Raw genomic sequence first — 15,701 nt, 5'->3', positions numbered from 1 at the left:
GCGATTGTGGCCCAGTGAATGCGCCGGGCTCGCGCAATCTCGGGCTTCCTGCGCAGTGCTTGGCATGTCGCTCAGGACAGGGACAGCGCACTGTCAGTTCGGCCAGGGGCGATCGGGTGGCGAGGCCCCGTCAATGACCCAGATCAACGATGTGATCTGTATGGACATACAGCTATTTCGGGCGCACACTCAATGCCCCATTGATCGTTCCCAGACCTCACGCCGCCCCGCCATGAGCACCGTTGCCGACCTCCCCCTCCAAGACATCAGCCATGAAGTGCTGATCGAGAAATACGCCAAAGACGGCGAGCGGTCCGCCGACGAACTGCGACGCCGCGTGGCGCGCGCGCTGGCCGAGGCCGAGAAGCCGGCCGAGCGCACCCGCTGGGCAGCGGCCTTCCAGGAGGCGCTGGAGCGCGGCTTTGTGCCCGCTGGCCGCATCATGTCTGCGGCAGGCACCGACCTCTCCGCCACGCTCATCAACTGTTTCGTCCAGCCGGTGGGCGATTCCATCGCCACTGCCGAGGACGGTGTGCCTGGCATCTACACGGCGCTGACCGAAGCCGCCGAGACCATGCGCCGGGGTGGCGGCGTGGGCTATGACTTCTCCCGCATCCGGCCCGCCGGCGCCTGGGTGGCCGCCACGCGCAGCCATGCCTCGGGGCCGGTCAGCTATATGCGGGTGTTTGACCGCAGTTGCGAGACCGTCGAGAGCGCCGGCAGCCGGCGCGGCGCGCAGATGGGCGTGCTGCGCATCGACCACCCCGACATCGAGGCCTTCATCCACGCCAAGGACGAAGGCGACCTGCGCAACTTCAACATCTCCGTCGGCGTGACGGACGCCTTCATGCAGGCGGTGGTCGACGACACGGCCGTGGACCTCGTCCACCGTGCCACGCCCAGCCCCGGGCAGATCGAGGCTGGCGCCTACCAGCGGGGCGATGGGCAATGGGTCTACCGCCGCGTGCAGGCCCGCAACCTGTGGGACCAGATCATGCGGTCCACCTACGACCACGCCGAGCCTGGCGTGCTCTTCCTGGACCGCATCAACGCCGACAACAACCTCCACTACTGCGAGACCATCTCGGCCACCAACCCCTGCGCCGAGCAACCGCTGCCGCCCTATGGCTGCTGCTGCCTGGGCTCCATCGACCTGACGCGCTTTGTGCGCGAGCCCTTCAGCCCGGCGCCGCAGTTTGACGAAGCCGGCTTTGCTGAGGTCGTGGCCGTGGCCACGCGCATGCTGGACAACGTGCTTGACGTCACCCCCTGGCCGCTGCCGGCCCAAGCGCGCGAGGCCGCCAACAAGCGCCGCGTGGGCCTCGGGTTCACGGGCCTGGGCGATGCGCTCGTCATGCTCAACCTGCGCTACGACTCTCCCGAAGCCCGCGCCATGGCCAGCCGCATCAGCGAGGTGATGCGCGACGCGGCCTACAGCGCCTCCAGCGACCTGGCCAAGGAGCGCGGCAGCTTCCCGCTTTTCAACGCCGATCTGTATCTGTCCGGCGGCAGCTTCGCCTCGCGCCTGCCCCAATCGCTCAAGGACAAGATCCGCGCCCAGGGCCTGCGCAATTCGCACCTGCTGTCCATCGCCCCCACCGGCACCATCAGCCTCGCGTTTGCCGACAACGCCTCCAACGGCATCGAGCCTGCCTTCTCCTGGAGCTACACGCGCAAGAAGCGGCTCGGCCAGGCCGAGGGCGGCGGCTTCAAGGAGTACGCGGTCGAGGACCACGCCTGGCGGCTTTACCGGCATCTGTTCGGCGCCGACGCACCGCTGTCCAGCGCCTTCGTCACCGCGCTCGAGCTCTCGGCGGCCGACCACGCCGCCATGGTCGCCGCCGTCGCGCCGTTCATCGACACCTCGATCAGCAAGACCGTCAACGTCCCGGCCGACTACCCCTACGAGGACTTCCAGGACCTTTACACCCAGGCCTGGCGCTCCAAGCTCAAGGGCCTGGCCACCTACCGGCCCAATAGCGTGCTGGGCTCGGTGCTCTCCGTCACGCCCGAGGTCAAACAGCCGGAGCCCTTGCGGCCGCTGCTTGATGGTGCCAACCAGCGCCTTAAAGTGGAGCGCCTGCCGCAGACTGTGGTTGCCTCGCTGCGCTGGCCCAGCCGGCCCGACATGCCTGGCGGCAACCCGGCCTGGAGCTACATGATCCGCCACCCCCATGGCGACTTTGCGCTCTTCGTGGGCGAGTTGCCCCTCGACGGCCCCGAAGCCGGCCTCTTTGGTCGCAACCTGCCCTTCGAGGTCTGGATCAACGGCGCCGAGCAGCCGCGTGGCCTGGCGGCACTGGCCAAGACCCTTTCCATGGACCTGCGCACCAACGACGCTGCCTGGCTGCGCCTCAAGCTCGACGCTCTCGCCACCGTGCAGGAGGAGCGCGCTTTCGAGATGCCCATGCCGCCCAGCGGTGACACGCGCCTCTTCCCCGGCGTTGTGGCCGCCACGGCCGCCGTCATCCGCTGGCGTTGCGAGCAGCTTGGCGCGCTGCAGGAGGGCGGCCCCACACCGGTGGTGGACGCCATGTTCAGCCGCGCCGAGCCGCGCACCGGCATCTCCGGCACCCTGGCCTGGGCCGTGGACGTGGACAACCCCGCCACCAATGAGCAGTTCACCTTGACGCTCAAGGAAGTCGTGCTGCCCACCCCCGGATTGGAAGGTTCGGGCGGCAGCGTCACCCGGCCCTGCGCGATGGGCTTCTCGGGCAACTACCCCAAGGCCCTGGACGGCATGGCCAGATTGCTCAGCCTCGACATGCGCGTGCTCGACCCGGCCTGGATCGGCATGAAGCTGCGCAAGCTGCTCAACGTCGGTGAGCCGCTCGGCCACTTCATGGCGCCCGTGCCCAGCTTGAGCGGCGAGCGCCGCCAGCAAGTCTGGCCGTCCACCGTGGCCTATGTGGCGCGGCTCATCATCCACCGCTACGCCATGCTCGGCATCCTCGATGAAGCGGGCATGCCGCTGGCCGACATGGGGCTGCTGCAGTCACCGGCGGCGCCCAAGCTCGTGCCCGAGGGCGGCGCGCTGCAGGTGCAAGCCGGCAAGCCCTGCCCAGAATGTGGCAACGCCACCATGATCCACAAGGACGGCTGCGACTTCTGCACCGCCTGCGGTTACGTGGGGCAGTGCGGCTGAAAGCGCGGCTCGGCGTCTGCTGAGCAGACGGCAGCGATGCCATGCATGGCGCGCCGCGCGATGCGGCCCGCGCTCAGCCCGCCGTGCGGAAGCGCTGCACCAGGTCGCGCAGGCGTGTGGTCTGGCCGCTCAGGCTTTGGGCGGCGGCGGCCACTTCTTCCACCAGCGCAGCGTTTTGCGAGGTGGTGGTGTCGATGGTGCGCACCGATTCATTGACCTTGACGATGCCCTCGCGCTGCAGCGAAGCGGCGCTGGTGATCTCGGCCACCAGCACGCGCACGCGGTCCACGCTGTCCAGCAGCTTGCCCATGGTGCTGTTCATGCCGTCGGCCTGACGCAGGCCGTCGTCCACCCGTTCGGCGGACTCCGCGATCAGCGTGCGCACCTCAGCCGCCGCCGTGGTCACGCGCTGCGCCAAAGCGCGCACCTCGGAGGCCACCACGGCAAAGCCACGGCCTTGCTCGCCGGCCCGCGCGGCCTCGACCGCAGCGTTCAGCGCCAGGATGTTGGTCTGGAAGGCGATGCCATCGATCACGCCGATGATCTCGGAGATGCGGCGCGAGGACTCGCTGATGCGTGACATGGTCTGCAGCACGCTGCTCATCGCCGTGCTGCCGCCGCGTGCCACGTCGGCGGTCTCGTCAGTGAGCTTGTGCGCGGTGTGCGCATTGCTCGCCGTCTCGCTGACCATGCTGGTCAGGTTCTGCAGGGTGGACGAGGTGGACTGCACCGACGCCGCTTGCGCCTCGGTGCGGTTCGACAGGTCCATATTGCCCTGGCTGATTTCCTGCGAGGCCACGTCAATGGACAGTGCCGACTCGCGCACCGACGCCACCATCGACGCCAACTGCCCTGTCATGCTCTGCAGGGCGCGCAGCAGTTCGGCCGCCTCGTCGTCGCCCTTCGCGGTAATGTGGATGTCCAGGTCGCCCTCGGCCACGGACTGCGCCACTTCCACCGCCTTGCGCAGTGGGCGGGTGACCGAACGCGTCATGGCGGCCGCAAAGGCGCCGCCGCCCAGCACGACGAGCAACAGCAAGGCGCCCAGAGCCAGCAGGCGCTGGCGGTTGGCACGGGCAATCGCTTCACGCGCGTGGGCGGCGCGTTCGCGCTGCAAGTCAGCAAGCTTGCTGAGCTCTGCTGCCCAGCGCTTTTCCACCGCGCTGAACTGTTCGTTCAGCAGCTTGGCGGCCTGATCTCCAGCCATGGCCATCGTGAACTTGATGGCGTCTTCCACCAGCGGCGCCGCATCTTTGCGCAGCTGTGTGATGTTGGCCAGCGTGGCACGCTCAGCGTCTGACAGTGGCAGAGCACTGAATTCGTTTTCGCTGCTTTGGATGGCCTTGCCGGCGGCGCGATACGCCGCCACATCGGCGTTGATCGCAGCGCCATCCGTTTGCAAGCCGGCGCTGCGGATGGAGGACACCATCACCAGTTCGGCCTCGCGCATCGCCGATACCAGATTGATCCGTTGAGCTGACTCTTCGGCGCTGTCATGCGTGGCTGCTTGGCCTTGCAGACCGATGAAAGTGGCAGCCGCAAACGCCGCCACGGCCGCTGCCAGCACGGCACCAAAGCCGATGCCCAAGCGTGTGCCAATCCGGTATTGAAGGAGCATGAAAATCTACCTCGTGCGCAAGCTGTTGGTGCGCCGAGGGCCAGTCACGGCCCTCGGCGTCGCCACATCAGTCTTACTTCGTGATGGCCACGCCAACGAACAGGTCGGACCCGGGCAATCGCTTGACGAACATCGAGCGTTCTTCCAGCTTCTTGGTCTCGGGGTTGATGAACTGGTAGTCCACCCAGCCTTCGCCCTTGGTCGCGGTGGCCACCATTTCCTTGACGAACTCCTTGCCGTTCGGGTCCTTGATTTCGAGCGTGTTCTTGCCGATCAAACGCTCGTTCAGCGACGAGGCCAGCACCAGGCCTTTCATGTCGTTCAGGATCACGTTCATGCCCTTGACCTTCCAGTCGGGGCCGGTATTGAAGTCCTTGGTGGCCTGCTCCACGCCCACCTTTTTGGCATGGTTGATCGCCGCGTTGACTTGAGCCGAGCTTCAGCGCGGCTGGCGCCACTGGCCCAACTCGACGCCACCATGAAGGCGGTCAGCAACAAGGCCAGGACGCGGGCAAAAAGCGAGCATTCATTTCGGTCTCCTCAGTACGGACAAGGGATGTAACCACTCTGAAACTTCAATATCCCACGCGGTGCAATCTTGGTGCGTCGACTTGTGCCGACTGGGGCGTCTAGCCAAGGGCTGGGGGCACGCCAGCGTGAGGAAGTTCACGCGCCGTTGCGGTTGGCAGTCGGGTTTGTTGCCCGCCCGGCGGCTGCTCCCGGCGGGCGTGCAGGATTTCATTCGCCGGCGCGTTGCAAGCCCCGGCGGCAACCACTCGGGCACCCGCCGCGCCCTACCATCGCTTCGACGTAATTGCTGGATTCAAAGGGCCCTTCAGGCATGCTGTCCCGTCCCCAACCCCTGGTGCATCGGCGCGTCTATTCCCAGGCGCCGCAGGCCGTCTACGCCGCCTTTGCCGATGCTGAATGCCTGGCGCATTGGTGGGGCCCCGACGGCTTTCGCAATCACTTCCACGTGTGCGACTTCCGCGAGGGCGGCGAGTGGCGCTTCGACATGGAAGCGCCCACGGGCCAGGTCTATCCCAACGCCAGCCGCTTCCTGCGCCTGCGCCCGGCCGAGGAGCTGGTCATCCGCCACGAGTCGGTGCCGCGCTTCACGCTCACCGTGAATCTGGAGGCCCTCCCCAAGGGCACGCTGGTGACCTGGTCCCAGCAGTTTGATGACAGCGATACCGCCGCCGCGCTCAAGCCCATGTGCGAGCCTGCCAACGAGCAGAACCTCGACCGGCTCGCCGCCGTGCTTGCCAAGTCGCATGAACTGAAGTCGCACGCTTGAAGCATGCCGCCACGGCGGCGGTCTTGAACGCTACTTGCCCTGCAGCGCTTCCACCACGCCCCAGAACGCGGGCTTTGGTGTGTAGTCGTCGTTGAACAGCAGCGGCCAGTTGCTGAAGGGGTTGCCAATGTGGTTCATCCACGACTCGCCGTCCACCAGGCCCCAGAAGGTGATGCCGGTTCGCTGCGCAGGTGGCACCGCCGCGAGGTAGGCCTTGACGATGGCCTTGTAGCGCAGCTTCTGCGCCTCGGCGACGGCGTCGGTCAGCGTCTTGTCGGTGCCGTACAGGTTGGTGTACATGTCCAGCTCCGAGATGCGCACCTTGAGCCCACGCATCGCCACCGCCTTGAAGGCGGCCTGGATCTGCTCGATGGGCGGGTACTCGGTCGTGATGTTGGTGTGCATCTGGAAACCGATGCCGTCCAGCGGCACGCCCCGCGCCTGGAAGTCGTCGATCATGGCCAGCATGAACTTCAGCTTGGCGTCCGACGCCTCCATGTTGTATTCGTTGTAGTACAGCTCGGCCTTGGGGTCGGCCGCGCGCGCGGCGCGGAAGGCGTTCTCGACATAGGCCTTGCCGAGCTTCTTGTAGAAGATCGTTTCTCGCCATCCGTGCGACGTGCTTTCGTCCAAGGCCTCGTTCACCACGTCCCAGCTTTGCACGCTGCCCGCAAAGTGCTGGCAGATCTGGGTGACGTGGTCGTCCATCATGGCCTTCCAGTCGCCGGTGTAGTTCACCATCCAGGCGGGCACTTGCGTGTCCCAGTGCCAGATCAAGGTGTGGCCATGCATGTGCATGCCGTGGTCCCGCGCATAGGCGGTCAGCGCGTCGGCGTCGGTGTAGAAGAAGCGCTTCTCCTCCGGATGGAGGTAGCTCATCTTCATGATCACGCCGGCCACGAGGCTGTTGAAGTGCTTGTTGATCGTGGGCAGCTGCGCAGCCAGCTTGAAGATGCTGCGCTCCTCGTCGGCAGCCGCCACTTCCATGCCGATCGGGAAGTCGGTCAGGTCCTTCAGCGCCGGGATGACCGTGGGGGTCGTCGGTGCTGGTGCCGGGGCAGGCGCTGGAGCGGGTGCCGGCGCTGGCGAGGGGCTTGGCGCCGAGCTTCCGCCCCCTCCGCAGCCGGTGAGTGCCAGCGCGAGTGAGCCCTGGACGATCTGACGTCGTTGCATGCAATCTCCCTGAAAAAACGATGGCAGCGGCAGGCTGCCCCAATTCACTTCAGCGCGGGGGTGCTCCAGGGCATCCAGCGCTGGCGGTCAACGGCGAACTTGCCGTCGGTGCGCACGATATCCGTCTTTGCGGGCGTGCCTTTCAAGAAGCGGTCCACAAAAGCCAGCACCTCCGGCGACTGCTCGGCCGGCAGGCGGCAGTGGTCCGGGTGGCTGAACTGGGAGGCCCCCATCCCGTCCGCCACGCCCAGCGCCACCCAGGCCTCGCGGGCGGCCAGCGCACTCACCCAGGCACTCTGGTTGCCCAGCCACTCCATCGCCGTGTTCTCGATCACCAGCAGGCCGCGCGGCGCCACCAGGGCCAGCACCTGATGGTGGTCATAGGGCAAGCGCGCAGCCGCCTCGCTGAACTCGCCAAAGCTGGACCGGAACCACACGTTCTCCGTCACGATCTGGCGCAGGGTCTGCACGTTCTGCCCCGCCACCTTCTGCGCGTCCGACACACGCCACGCCGCCGAGCCCCCCGAGCCGCTTTCCTGCGGGATAGTCAGCGCGATGCGCTCGTCCAAAGCGCCGGCCATGAGGGCGCCCTTGCCATTGCGCGAGCAACCCGTCACCCCCAGGTGCCGCGCGTCAATCGCGGGTGCCGCGCCTTGCGCCAGCGCATCCACCAGCCGGCTCACGCCCCAGGCCCAGGCCACCAGCGCGCCCGTGCCTTGTGCCTCGGGGTGCAACTCAAAGAACTTGCCCTTGTTGCGCGAGCTGCCGTTCTGCTGGTCCGCGATGTCGTTGTTCGGGAAGTCGATGACCGCCACCCCGCGCGCCAGCAGCTCCGCGTTGTTCAGGAAGGAGCGCCCGATGCCGATCACGGCCGGGTAGGGCGCTTGGCCGGTGCTGGGCAACTGCACGTTGGCGTTGAAGCTGATGCTGCGCCCGCCCGTGCTCACCGTCACCGTCAGCGTCTTGCCGTCCAGCTTGCCGCTCACGCTGCCGGGCACGGGCGCAGGCTTCTCGCCCAGTTCATAGGCCTGCAGTTGCCGGCTCACCTCGTGGCGCCGGCAGGCCCAGTCGGCCTTGCGGGTGAGCCGCTGGCCATCGGCCATCACAAACGGGTCGGGCAGCGCGGCGGTGGCGGGCAGGGCAGCCAGCGCCGGCAGCGCCGGGTCCCGGCAAGCAGCGCCGCTGTGTTCGACGGCCCCAAGCATCGCCATCGCTGACGCGGAGGCGGCAGGAGCGGCGGCCGGGTTCGGGCCCCCAGCCGAACTGCAAGCCGACAGCGCCGCAACGGCGAGCAGGGTGAGGGCACATCCAGCGAGGCTGGCGCGGGCGGCGAAAGGCGTAGGCATGCGACGTCCAATGCAAGTGGGGTGGCGAGGCCCCATGCAATTCCGCCGGGGGCGTCGCAGTCTATGTCTGGCTCAGCGCAAGCGATCGAGCAGCCAGTGCGCCACCGCCTCCACCATCTGCGGCGGCATGTAGTCTTCCTGGGGCTCGCCGGGCTTGGCCGCAGGCACCGGGTCCAGGCGTTGCATCGAATGGTTCATGCCCGGCACCACCAGCACGAGGGCATTGGCATGCTGGTTCAAGGCCCGGGTGGCCATGGGGGCGCTGACATCGGCCGCGACGATGGTGTCCGTGCCGCCATACACGGCCAGCACCGGGCTGCCGGACCGGATCAGGTCTTGCGCCAGCGGCGCGTCGTACATGGACAGCAGCATCGGGTTGTCCAGGCTTTGGATGGCGCCCCGAGCGCCCTCCGGCGGCATGCCCGCTGCCACAAAGGCGGCAACGGCGGCCTCGCGCAGGCGGTCGATCTCCGGCGCGGGCAGGCGCTGGGTGCGGCCCTCCAGCCATGTCAAGGTTGCCGTAACCACCGGGCGCGCCGTGTCCGCCGGCATGCCCGACTGCGTCAGCGACTTTTGCATGCCGTCGCCAAAGACCTCGCCCCGCGCGCCGATGGGCGCCTGCAGCATGACGATCCCGGCAACGTCTCGCACCGTGGCGGCCGCCAGCGGCAAGGCAGCGGCGCCCTGGCTGTGGCCCAGCAGCGCGATGCGATGCCCGTCAACATCGGCCCGCGACCGCAGGAAGCTCACGCCCGCCGCGATGTCGCGCGAGACCAGCGGCAACGATTCATCAAAAGCGCCGGTGGACTCCCCAAAGCCCCGCTTGTCATAGCTCAGCGTGGCGACGCCCGCCGCATGCAGGCGGCTGCGCAAGGCCACATAGCCGCCCCGCCCCCACTTGCCCGCGCCAACCGCCAGCAACACCACGGGCCAGCGCTTGCCGGGGGTGGCCGCCGGCAACTCCAGCGTTGCCGCCAGCCGCACGCCGGGCTCCGACTCGTAGGACGCCGCCAGCGTTTGCACCGCCGAGGCCGGGCCGCCGCAAAGCAGTGCGCCAAGGCAGATCGCCAGGAGCCAGGGACGTCGGGCGGCAAGGGTGGGCCATGGGTTGAGCATCAGGTCTCTTTCGCAGGTCGAGGAGTGGCGGCTGGAGGAGGGGCCTGCGCTTGACGGGCAGGCCGTTTGCCAGTGTCGCCCGGAGCCGCCCGCCATTGCCCGATCCCCGTCGTTTGTGGGGGGTGCGGGAACAAGATTGAACCTTTTCCCGTCCACCGTGGACTCACGGTGCACACGTTCGCTGTCATCCCCCAAGACCTCCCTGCCCATGTTCTCGTGGCCCTCGTCCAAACGCCGCCCGATGCCAGGCGCTGCTGCGCCTATGGGGGGGTCTGCGGCGTCTGTGGCGTCCGCAGCCGGCCCGGCCGCCGAGGCCCTGGAGCTGGCCCTGCTCGACGGCGTGCGGGCCGGCCGGCGGCGCGAGTTTGACGAGCTCTACCGCCTCTACCACCCCCGGCTCTGGCGCTTTTTGCAGCCCATGCTCAAGCAGCCCGAGCTGGTCGAAGAAGCCCTCAACGACACCCTGATGGTCGTCTGGCAACGCGCCGCCAGCTTTGACGGGCGCAGCAAGCTCTCGACCTGGATCTTCGGCATTGCCTACCGGCGCGGGCTCAAGGCCCTGGCGCGGCTGGACTTGCCCGTTGAGCCCGACCCGGCCGACGACCCCGCCGACGACCGCCCCGGCCCCGAGGCCGAGCTGGCGCTGGCGCAACTGCAGGCCAGCACCCGCGAAGCCCTGGCCAGCCTCTCGCCCGAGCACCGCGCCGTGGTCGTGCTCTGCTACTTCCACGACATGGCCTACGACGACATCGCCGCCATCGTCGGCTGCCCACCCGCCACCGTCAAAACGCGCATGTTCTACGCCCGCCGTCGCTTGCGCGACCTGCTTTCGACTGAATCCTCGCGCCACCCCGGCCCAGGAGATTTGCCATGAGTGTTGTTGTCTCCATTGAAGCCGACGAGCACGGCCGCATCCAGGCCCTGCTGCCCTGGTATGCCCGCGGCCAGCTCAGCCGCGACGAGCGCGACGAAGTCCGCGACCACCTCGACGCCTGCCCCGCCTGCCGTGCCGAGCTGGACCTCGAAGCCCCGCTGCGCGCCGTGCTGGCCAGCCAAGCCGTGGTGCCCCCGCCCGACCCTGCCGCCAGCCTCGCGCGCCTGCACGCCCAGATCGACCGGCATCAGACCGCGCATCTGGATGCACAGAGACCCACGCCCACCCGCTTCCGCTGGATGCCCTTGGCCCTGGGCCTGCAAACAGTCGCCCTCGCCAGCGTGGTGGGCCTGTGGGTGAGCGAGCGCCCGGCGCCGGCTGAGACTGCCTCGCCCTACGTCGGCTTGTCAGCGCCAGCCCCTGCCGCCCCGGCGGGCGACGCCCTCGTCATCTTCCGCCCCGACACCACCGAGGCCGCGCTGCGCAGCCTGCTGCAAGCCCAGCAAGCGCGCATCGTCTCCGGCCCCACCAAGGCCGGCGCCTACCTGCTGCAAGTCCAGCCCCAAGGCCTGGCCGGCCTGCAGGCCTCGCCCCTGGTCCAGATGGCCGCGCCGCTGCGGGCCCAGCAGCCTTGAAGTCACGCAGCCCTTTCAAGCCGCTGTGGCTGCAGTGGTGCGCCAGCACCCTGCTGGGCCTGTGCCTGCTGCTGGCTTGGGCGCACCCCGCCCACGCTGCCACCGAGCCAACGCCCGACGACGACCGCCTCGTGCTCGTCATGCTCCAGCTGCCGCGCGCCCACTTCCGGCCCGAGGGCAGCTACGCCAGCAGCTACGGCGCCAGCGTCGGCCGCCAGGCCCGGCTGCAGGTGGCGCAAGCGCTGGCGCAGGACTTCAAGCTCCAGCTCCGCAGCGAGTGGCCCATGCCCGCCCTGGCGATCGACTGCTTTGTGATGCAACTGCCCGCCGCCGACTCGCGCAGCGCCGCTGATGTCGCCCAGGCCGTCTCGGCCGACAAGCGCGTCGCCTGGGCCCAGCTCTCGCAGCAGTTCCAGGGCCTCGCCACCTCGCCTGAGCCCAGCGCCGCACAAGAACCCCTCTACGCCGCCCAGCCCGCCGCCGGCCAATGGCATTTGGCCGCACTGCACCGCGTCAGCACCGGGCGCGGCGTGCGCATCGCCATCATCGACAGCGGCGTCGACCAGCAGCACCCCGACCTGCAAGGCCAGCTCGAGCGCGCCACCAGCTTTGTGGACGACCTGCCCCCGCCGCCCGAGCTTCACGGCACGGCGGTGGCCGGCATCATCGCGGCGCGCGCCGACAACCACCTCGGCATTGCTGGCGTTGCCCCCGAGGCTCGGTTGCTCGCCCTGCGCGCCTGCCGCCAGGCAAGCGGTGACCAAACCCTGTGCAGCACCCTCAGCCTCGCCAAGGCCCTGCACGCCGCCATCGACGACGGCGCCCAGATCCTCAACCTCAGCTGGGGTGGCCCGCCCGACAAGCTGCTCGGCCTGCTGCTTGACCAGGCCATGGCGCGCGGCGCCGCCGTGGTCGCCGCCCAGCCTGGGCGCCCCGGCCAGTTCCCGGCCGCCCACCCGGGCGTGTTGACCGTCTCCACCACCGCCGCCGCCACCGTCACCAGCTCCGCAGGCGACACCGTCTCCGCCCCCGGCCGCGACGTGCCCAGCACCGTGCCCGGCGGCGGCTGGGCCTTGGTCAACGGCTCGTCCTACGCCGCGCCCCACGTGGCCGGCCTGCTTGCCCTCTTGCAGGCCGTGGACGGCCAACGCTGGCGCCCCGGCACCGCGCGCCAAAGCCTCGTGCTCGATGCCCAGGGCCGCGTCGATGCCTGCGCCAGCCTCGCCAAACGCCTCCCCGCATCCGCTGCGGTCAAGCTCGAAACAAGGGACAACGGCTGCGAGCCTGCCCGGCACACTGCGCGCTGATGCGCCGCTCGCTCCGCTTCCTGTTGGCCCTGGCTCTTGTGCTGCCGCTCGGCTTCCCGCTTGGCGCACGCGCCGACATCGGTGCCAGCCTCATGCTCCAGTCCGACGCCCGCGAGCGCGGCCTTTCCTACAGCGCCGGCCGCCCCTCGGCCGCCCTCAGCCTCAGCTGGGACGGAGACAGCGCCAGCTACGCCGGTGCCGCTCTGTCCCGCGCACGCTTCGCCACACAGCCGCCGGGCACCTACCGCAGTAGCCCCTGGCTCCAGGTCTACGGCGGCCACCTGTTCAAGCTCTCCCCTGAGATCGACCTCGACCTCGGCCTGCGCGGCCACCAGTTCGCCAGCATCAGCCGCTACAACTTTGCTGAAGCCTATGTGGGCCTGCAGACCGAGCAATGGCTGCTGCGCCTCTCCCACGCCCCCAACTACTACGGCGGCCACCAGGCCACCTGGTACCTCGAAGCCCAGCGCCGCGGCCCCGTGCAAGGCGCGCTCTGGTGGGTGCTCCACGCCGGCCTGCTCAAGGCTCAAGGCCAGGGCTATGTCGTGCAAAGCAACAGCCAACGCTGGGACGCGCGTGCTGGGCTCAGCTGGTCACCGCAGCCGGGGCTTGAGGTGCAGCTTGCCGCTGTTGCAGCCGGCCAGGGTGGGCCCACCACATGGACCGGCGACGAGGCGCGAAGGACGGTGGTGTTGGGGGTGACGTGGGCGCATTGAGGTAGGCCGCTACGTACACTGGTCCGCAATGCTTGGCCTGCTCCCAATTGAAAAGCTCATCCCCAAGAATCTTCGAGGGCCCTTGCTCGCATTTGGTAGTGCGGCATCAATGTTCTTCGATCCCGCAAGGCTACGTTGGTGGGAGTGGGTGCTGTTTCCCTTGGGTGTGGTCGCCGGAATATGGGTGAGCTGGGACTACTACCAGACCCACCGCCATCTACTGCCTGGTGCCGACCAGAACGATGAATAGCGTCGGCCTCGGTCGGTTGTTCGGTTCGGGTGCTCCCGGCAACGGCCAGGAGCGGTCGTCGCCAGTGATCCTGTATCGGGTGGGCTAGGCCATGATCGGTGCGAACCGCCGAATCCAGCTTCCATACAGCGCCGAATCGATACGGCAGGTGCTAGCCTGGGGCGCAACGCCGGACACGGCGCCACATTCGCACCAGCAGATTGCCGAGTGGTGTGACGCGTTTTGGCGCCAGTACATGGATATCGACGCGCCAGCGGAGATCGAGCGGCTTATGCCCATCCTTGCCGATGTGGAGACGCAGTGGGATCTCCACCTTGCCTGCACCTACTCAGCCGAGGAACTTCGAACGCGCTCGTTCGATAGTGAACGAATGCCGCCGGCATGGTTCGAGGACTGGCTGAAGCAGGCAGGCCAATGACGGGTGCGAACCTTCAGTTGTAGGGCGGGTAGAGCCGCAAGCGAAACCCGCCGCGAGCGCTGCGCGAATTTTGGGAGCGTGCAGCCAAAGCCGCCGAGCCGCATAGCCGATTTGTCCGAGGTGAGATTCTCAGAAATGACTAACGATTGGTATCGGCAGGCCGAGTGGACACCGGATGCTGCCCTTGAGTTCGAGAGACGCCTGGCGCGTTCGCGCGGTCAACGCAAGGAATACTTGCGCATTCAGGCTCTGACACTCGCAGATTCGAGTAGCCCAGAGGACGCGCGCGCTGCGATCACATTGGCCAGGAGGCAGCTTGACGGCGCCGAAACAGGTATCCACGCGGCTCAGATGCACGCGACCATGGCAAAGGCGGCAGCGACTCTAGGCGACAACAACGGCGCGATCGAAGCGTACCGGTGCGCTGTGGACCTTGAAGCAAAGCGTCCCAACGTTCGCGGCTATCACTACATCGACTACGCCTGGTTCGCATCGGTCCGAGGCCTGTCATTCCTTTTCGATGAAGTGCTCACGGCGATCGAACGGAACTGGGAAAAGCAGGACCTCATGTTTCCGTTCAACCGGTACCGATACTTTGGATCGTTGGCGTTGATAGCGGCCAGCCAAGGCGACGAAACAGCGGCTCAGCAAATGGCGCGACAGGCAATGGCATCGGTGGCCAAGGAGAAAGGCCCACTTCCTGGATTTCCGCTTGCCGGGCGCGTAGGACGAGGCCGAGATGAGGTGCGCGAGCGCCTCGAACGTCTGGCGGGCCAAGAGGTAGGGCGAGGTGAGCCCTAGGTGAAACCCGCCGCGAGGGTCGGCGAGGGTCAACGACCCGCCCTACGAGACTGTCCGTGAAGAGGCAGCATGTGGCGCCACCCGGTGATATGGTGAACGCCATAGATCCACATGTAACTCGTCAGAAGGCTCGCACTGGTGAGCGAAACCCCCATCCTCGCTGTTGTTCCGACACCGTTTCCGGCGGACGAGGCCACCCAAGTTTCGTCCGTGACCTTCTCATCTTCCGGGCTGTCCGTAGCGGTCTCTTCCCCTCAATGGGCTGCGAAAGTCGAGTTCGCACAGACCTATGGGTTCCGTGTGCTCGATGAATTGGACCTCGCTGAGTTTTGGTCGCAATGTTCTTTGCGAAATGGCTGGTTCTTTGAGGTGGAAGCCAAAGGTTGGAAAGATCTTGAGCTGACTCGCGCGGCGTTTCAATCTGGCCGTCAGAACTGGGTTCGCGAGTACCTGGTTGTTGGCTTCAATGAGTGCGTCTCTGTGCTGACCAAGGAGGATCCTGTGGTCGTGGCGGACAGTTGTAGGGCAGGTTGAGCCCTCGTTGAAACCTGCCGCGAGGGTCTGCGCGGGTCAACGATCCGCCCTAAGAAACTGTTGGCCTCACGCGCCGGCGGAAGGCGTCCCGTTCGGCATCAGTCGCGACGGCCAACCGATGCGCACCAGCAGTCCGTCCGGCCCGCACACCCCGACTTCGTAGAGGCCCCACTCGCGGTGACGCAACACGCCCCCGGGGCGAATGATCAGGTCGTCCACCCGCGCGGCAATGGCCTCCACCTCCGGCGTGCGGATGAATACGCCGAAGGGGTTGTGCTCTGTGGGAACCTGCCAGGGCCCGCTCCCGGCCTGCGTGAGGTGCACTTCGCAGCCCCAGCCCGTCATGATCAAGTACTGGGCGTCGCCGCCAGTGCGCTCGAAACCCAAGCGCTCCCAGAACGGCAGCGCGGTTGCCAAATCGTTGCTGGGCACGATGGCGAACGCGCCGACGGTGACAGAAGCAGACATGTG

The 15,701-nt window shown here is 67.6% G+C and carries 15 protein-coding genes; 9 read left to right on the top strand and 6 right to left on the bottom strand.

Annotated features, from left to right (window positions below; translation table 11 throughout):
- Positions 1–232: 232 nt before the first annotated feature.
- Positions 233–3,145 (top strand): adenosylcobalamin-dependent ribonucleoside-diphosphate reductase, encoded by a 2,913-nt coding sequence (locus ABDJ85_RS09520; protein ID WP_347704518.1) that lies wholly within the window; start codon positions 233–235, stop codon positions 3,143–3,145.
- A 73-nt stretch (positions 3,146–3,218) separates the two neighbouring features.
- On the opposite strand, the gene ABDJ85_RS09515 is transcribed toward ABDJ85_RS09520, so the two are convergent.
- Together ABDJ85_RS09515 and ABDJ85_RS09510 are read right to left on the bottom strand one after the other, a co-directional pair.
- Entirely contained in the window at positions 3,219–4,763 is a 1,545-nt protein-coding gene (locus ABDJ85_RS09515) for a methyl-accepting chemotaxis protein (RefSeq protein ID WP_347704517.1), read from the bottom strand.
- 73 nt (positions 4,764–4,836) lie between these two features.
- Positions 4,837–5,154 (bottom strand): cache domain-containing protein, encoded by a 318-nt coding sequence (locus ABDJ85_RS09510; RefSeq protein WP_347704516.1) that lies wholly within the window; start codon positions 5,152–5,154, stop codon positions 4,837–4,839.
- Positions 5,155–5,604: 450 nt separating this feature from the next.
- Between ABDJ85_RS09510 and ABDJ85_RS09505 the strand changes: the two genes are divergently transcribed.
- Complete coding sequence (locus ABDJ85_RS09505) at positions 5,605–6,060, top strand: SRPBCC domain-containing protein (RefSeq protein WP_347704515.1); 456 nt, start codon at positions 5,605–5,607, stop codon at positions 6,058–6,060.
- 30 nt (positions 6,061–6,090) lie between these two features.
- Here the strand turns inward: ABDJ85_RS09505 and ABDJ85_RS09500 are convergent, their stop codons facing one another.
- The 3 genes from ABDJ85_RS09500 to ABDJ85_RS09490 all read right to left on the bottom strand — a co-directional run bounded on the left by ABDJ85_RS09500 (position 6,091) and on the right by ABDJ85_RS09490 (position 9,695).
- Positions 6,091–7,233, bottom strand: coding sequence for an endo-1,4-beta-xylanase (locus ABDJ85_RS09500; protein ID WP_347704514.1), 1,143 nt, complete (start codon positions 7,231–7,233; stop codon positions 6,091–6,093).
- A gap of 44 nt (positions 7,234–7,277) precedes the next feature.
- Positions 7,278–8,444 (bottom strand): glucuronyl esterase domain-containing protein, encoded by a 1,167-nt coding sequence (locus ABDJ85_RS09495; RefSeq protein ID WP_347704513.1) that lies wholly within the window; start codon positions 8,442–8,444, stop codon positions 7,278–7,280.
- A gap of 207 nt (positions 8,445–8,651) precedes the next feature.
- Positions 8,652–9,695, bottom strand: coding sequence for an alpha/beta hydrolase (locus tag ABDJ85_RS09490; protein WP_347704512.1), 1,044 nt, complete (start codon positions 9,693–9,695; stop codon positions 8,652–8,654).
- 283 nt (positions 9,696–9,978) lie between these two features.
- On the opposite strand from ABDJ85_RS09490, the gene ABDJ85_RS09485 reads away from it, so the two are divergent.
- The 7 genes from ABDJ85_RS09485 to ABDJ85_RS09455 all read left to right on the top strand — a co-directional run bounded on the left by ABDJ85_RS09485 (position 9,979) and on the right by ABDJ85_RS09455 (position 15,230).
- Complete coding sequence (locus ABDJ85_RS09485) at positions 9,979–10,569, top strand: RNA polymerase sigma factor (RefSeq protein WP_347704511.1); 591 nt, start codon at positions 9,979–9,981, stop codon at positions 10,567–10,569.
- Positions 10,566–11,204 (top strand): zf-HC2 domain-containing protein, encoded by a 639-nt coding sequence (locus ABDJ85_RS09480; protein ID WP_347704510.1) that lies wholly within the window; start codon positions 10,566–10,568, stop codon positions 11,202–11,204. Before ABDJ85_RS09485 ends, ABDJ85_RS09480 begins: the two co-directional genes overlap by 4 nt.
- Positions 11,201–12,511 carry a S8 family peptidase gene (locus ABDJ85_RS09475; RefSeq protein WP_347704509.1) on the top strand — a complete coding sequence of 437 codons (1,311 nt, stop codon included), beginning with the start codon at positions 11,201–11,203 and terminating at the stop codon, positions 12,509–12,511. The genes ABDJ85_RS09480 and ABDJ85_RS09475 overlap by 4 nt, the downstream gene beginning before the upstream one ends.
- Positions 12,511–13,227 carry a TorF family putative porin gene (locus ABDJ85_RS09470; protein WP_347704508.1) on the top strand — a complete coding sequence of 239 codons (717 nt, stop codon included), beginning with the start codon at positions 12,511–12,513 and terminating at the stop codon, positions 13,225–13,227. Before ABDJ85_RS09475 ends, ABDJ85_RS09470 begins: the two co-directional genes overlap by 1 nt.
- A 485-nt stretch (positions 13,228–13,712) precedes the next feature.
- Positions 13,713–13,895, top strand: a complete 183-nt coding sequence (locus ABDJ85_RS09465) for a hypothetical protein (RefSeq protein ID WP_347704507.1) — start codon at positions 13,713–13,715, stop codon at positions 13,893–13,895.
- Positions 13,896–14,030: 135 nt separating this feature from the next.
- A complete protein-coding gene (locus ABDJ85_RS09460; protein ID WP_347704506.1) occupies positions 14,031–14,696 on the top strand; it encodes a hypothetical protein in 666 nt (221 codons plus the stop codon).
- A gap of 138 nt (positions 14,697–14,834) precedes the next feature.
- Entirely contained in the window at positions 14,835–15,230 is a 396-nt protein-coding gene (locus ABDJ85_RS09455; protein WP_347704505.1) for a hypothetical protein, read from the top strand.
- A 66-nt stretch (positions 15,231–15,296) separates the two neighbouring features.
- Here ABDJ85_RS09455 and ABDJ85_RS09450 read toward each other — a convergent pair whose 3' ends face one another.
- Positions 15,297–15,698, bottom strand: coding sequence for a VOC family protein (locus ABDJ85_RS09450; protein ID WP_347704504.1), 402 nt, complete (start codon positions 15,696–15,698; stop codon positions 15,297–15,299).
- Positions 15,699–15,701: the final 3 nt, after the last annotated feature.

Source organism: Roseateles paludis, from assembly GCF_039872745.1.
GTDB lineage: Bacteria > Pseudomonadota > Gammaproteobacteria > Burkholderiales > Burkholderiaceae_C > Pelomonas > Pelomonas paludis.
The sequence above is the reverse complement of the archived record's forward strand: the minus strand, read 5'-3'. Positions and strand labels throughout refer to the sequence as shown.

Coding starts and splice junctions, on each gene's coding strand:
- ABDJ85_RS09520 (WP_347704518.1), top strand. CDS start 233: ATGAGCACCGTTGCCGACCTCCCCCTCCAAGACATCAGCCATGAAGTG.
- ABDJ85_RS09515 (WP_347704517.1), bottom strand. CDS start 4,763: ATGCTCCTTCAATACCGGATTGGCACACGCTTGGGCATCGGCTTTGGT.
- ABDJ85_RS09505 (WP_347704515.1), top strand. CDS start 5,605: ATGCTGTCCCGTCCCCAACCCCTGGTGCATCGGCGCGTCTATTCCCAG.
- ABDJ85_RS09500 (WP_347704514.1), bottom strand. CDS start 7,233: ATGCAACGACGTCAGATCGTCCAGGGCTCACTCGCGCTGGCACTCACC.
- ABDJ85_RS09495 (WP_347704513.1), bottom strand. CDS start 8,444: ATGGCGATGCTTGGGGCCGTCGAACACAGCGGCGCTGCTTGCCGGGAC.
- ABDJ85_RS09490 (WP_347704512.1), bottom strand. CDS start 9,695: ATGCTCAACCCATGGCCCACCCTTGCCGCCCGACGTCCCTGGCTCCTG.
- ABDJ85_RS09480 (WP_347704510.1), top strand. CDS start 10,566: ATGAGTGTTGTTGTCTCCATTGAAGCCGACGAGCACGGCCGCATCCAG.
- ABDJ85_RS09470 (WP_347704508.1), top strand. CDS start 12,511: ATGCGCCGCTCGCTCCGCTTCCTGTTGGCCCTGGCTCTTGTGCTGCCG.
- ABDJ85_RS09465 (WP_347704507.1), top strand. CDS start 13,713: ATGGATATCGACGCGCCAGCGGAGATCGAGCGGCTTATGCCCATCCTT.
- ABDJ85_RS09460 (WP_347704506.1), top strand. CDS start 14,031: ATGACTAACGATTGGTATCGGCAGGCCGAGTGGACACCGGATGCTGCC.
- ABDJ85_RS09450 (WP_347704504.1), bottom strand. CDS start 15,698: ATGTCTGCTTCTGTCACCGTCGGCGCGTTCGCCATCGTGCCCAGCAAC.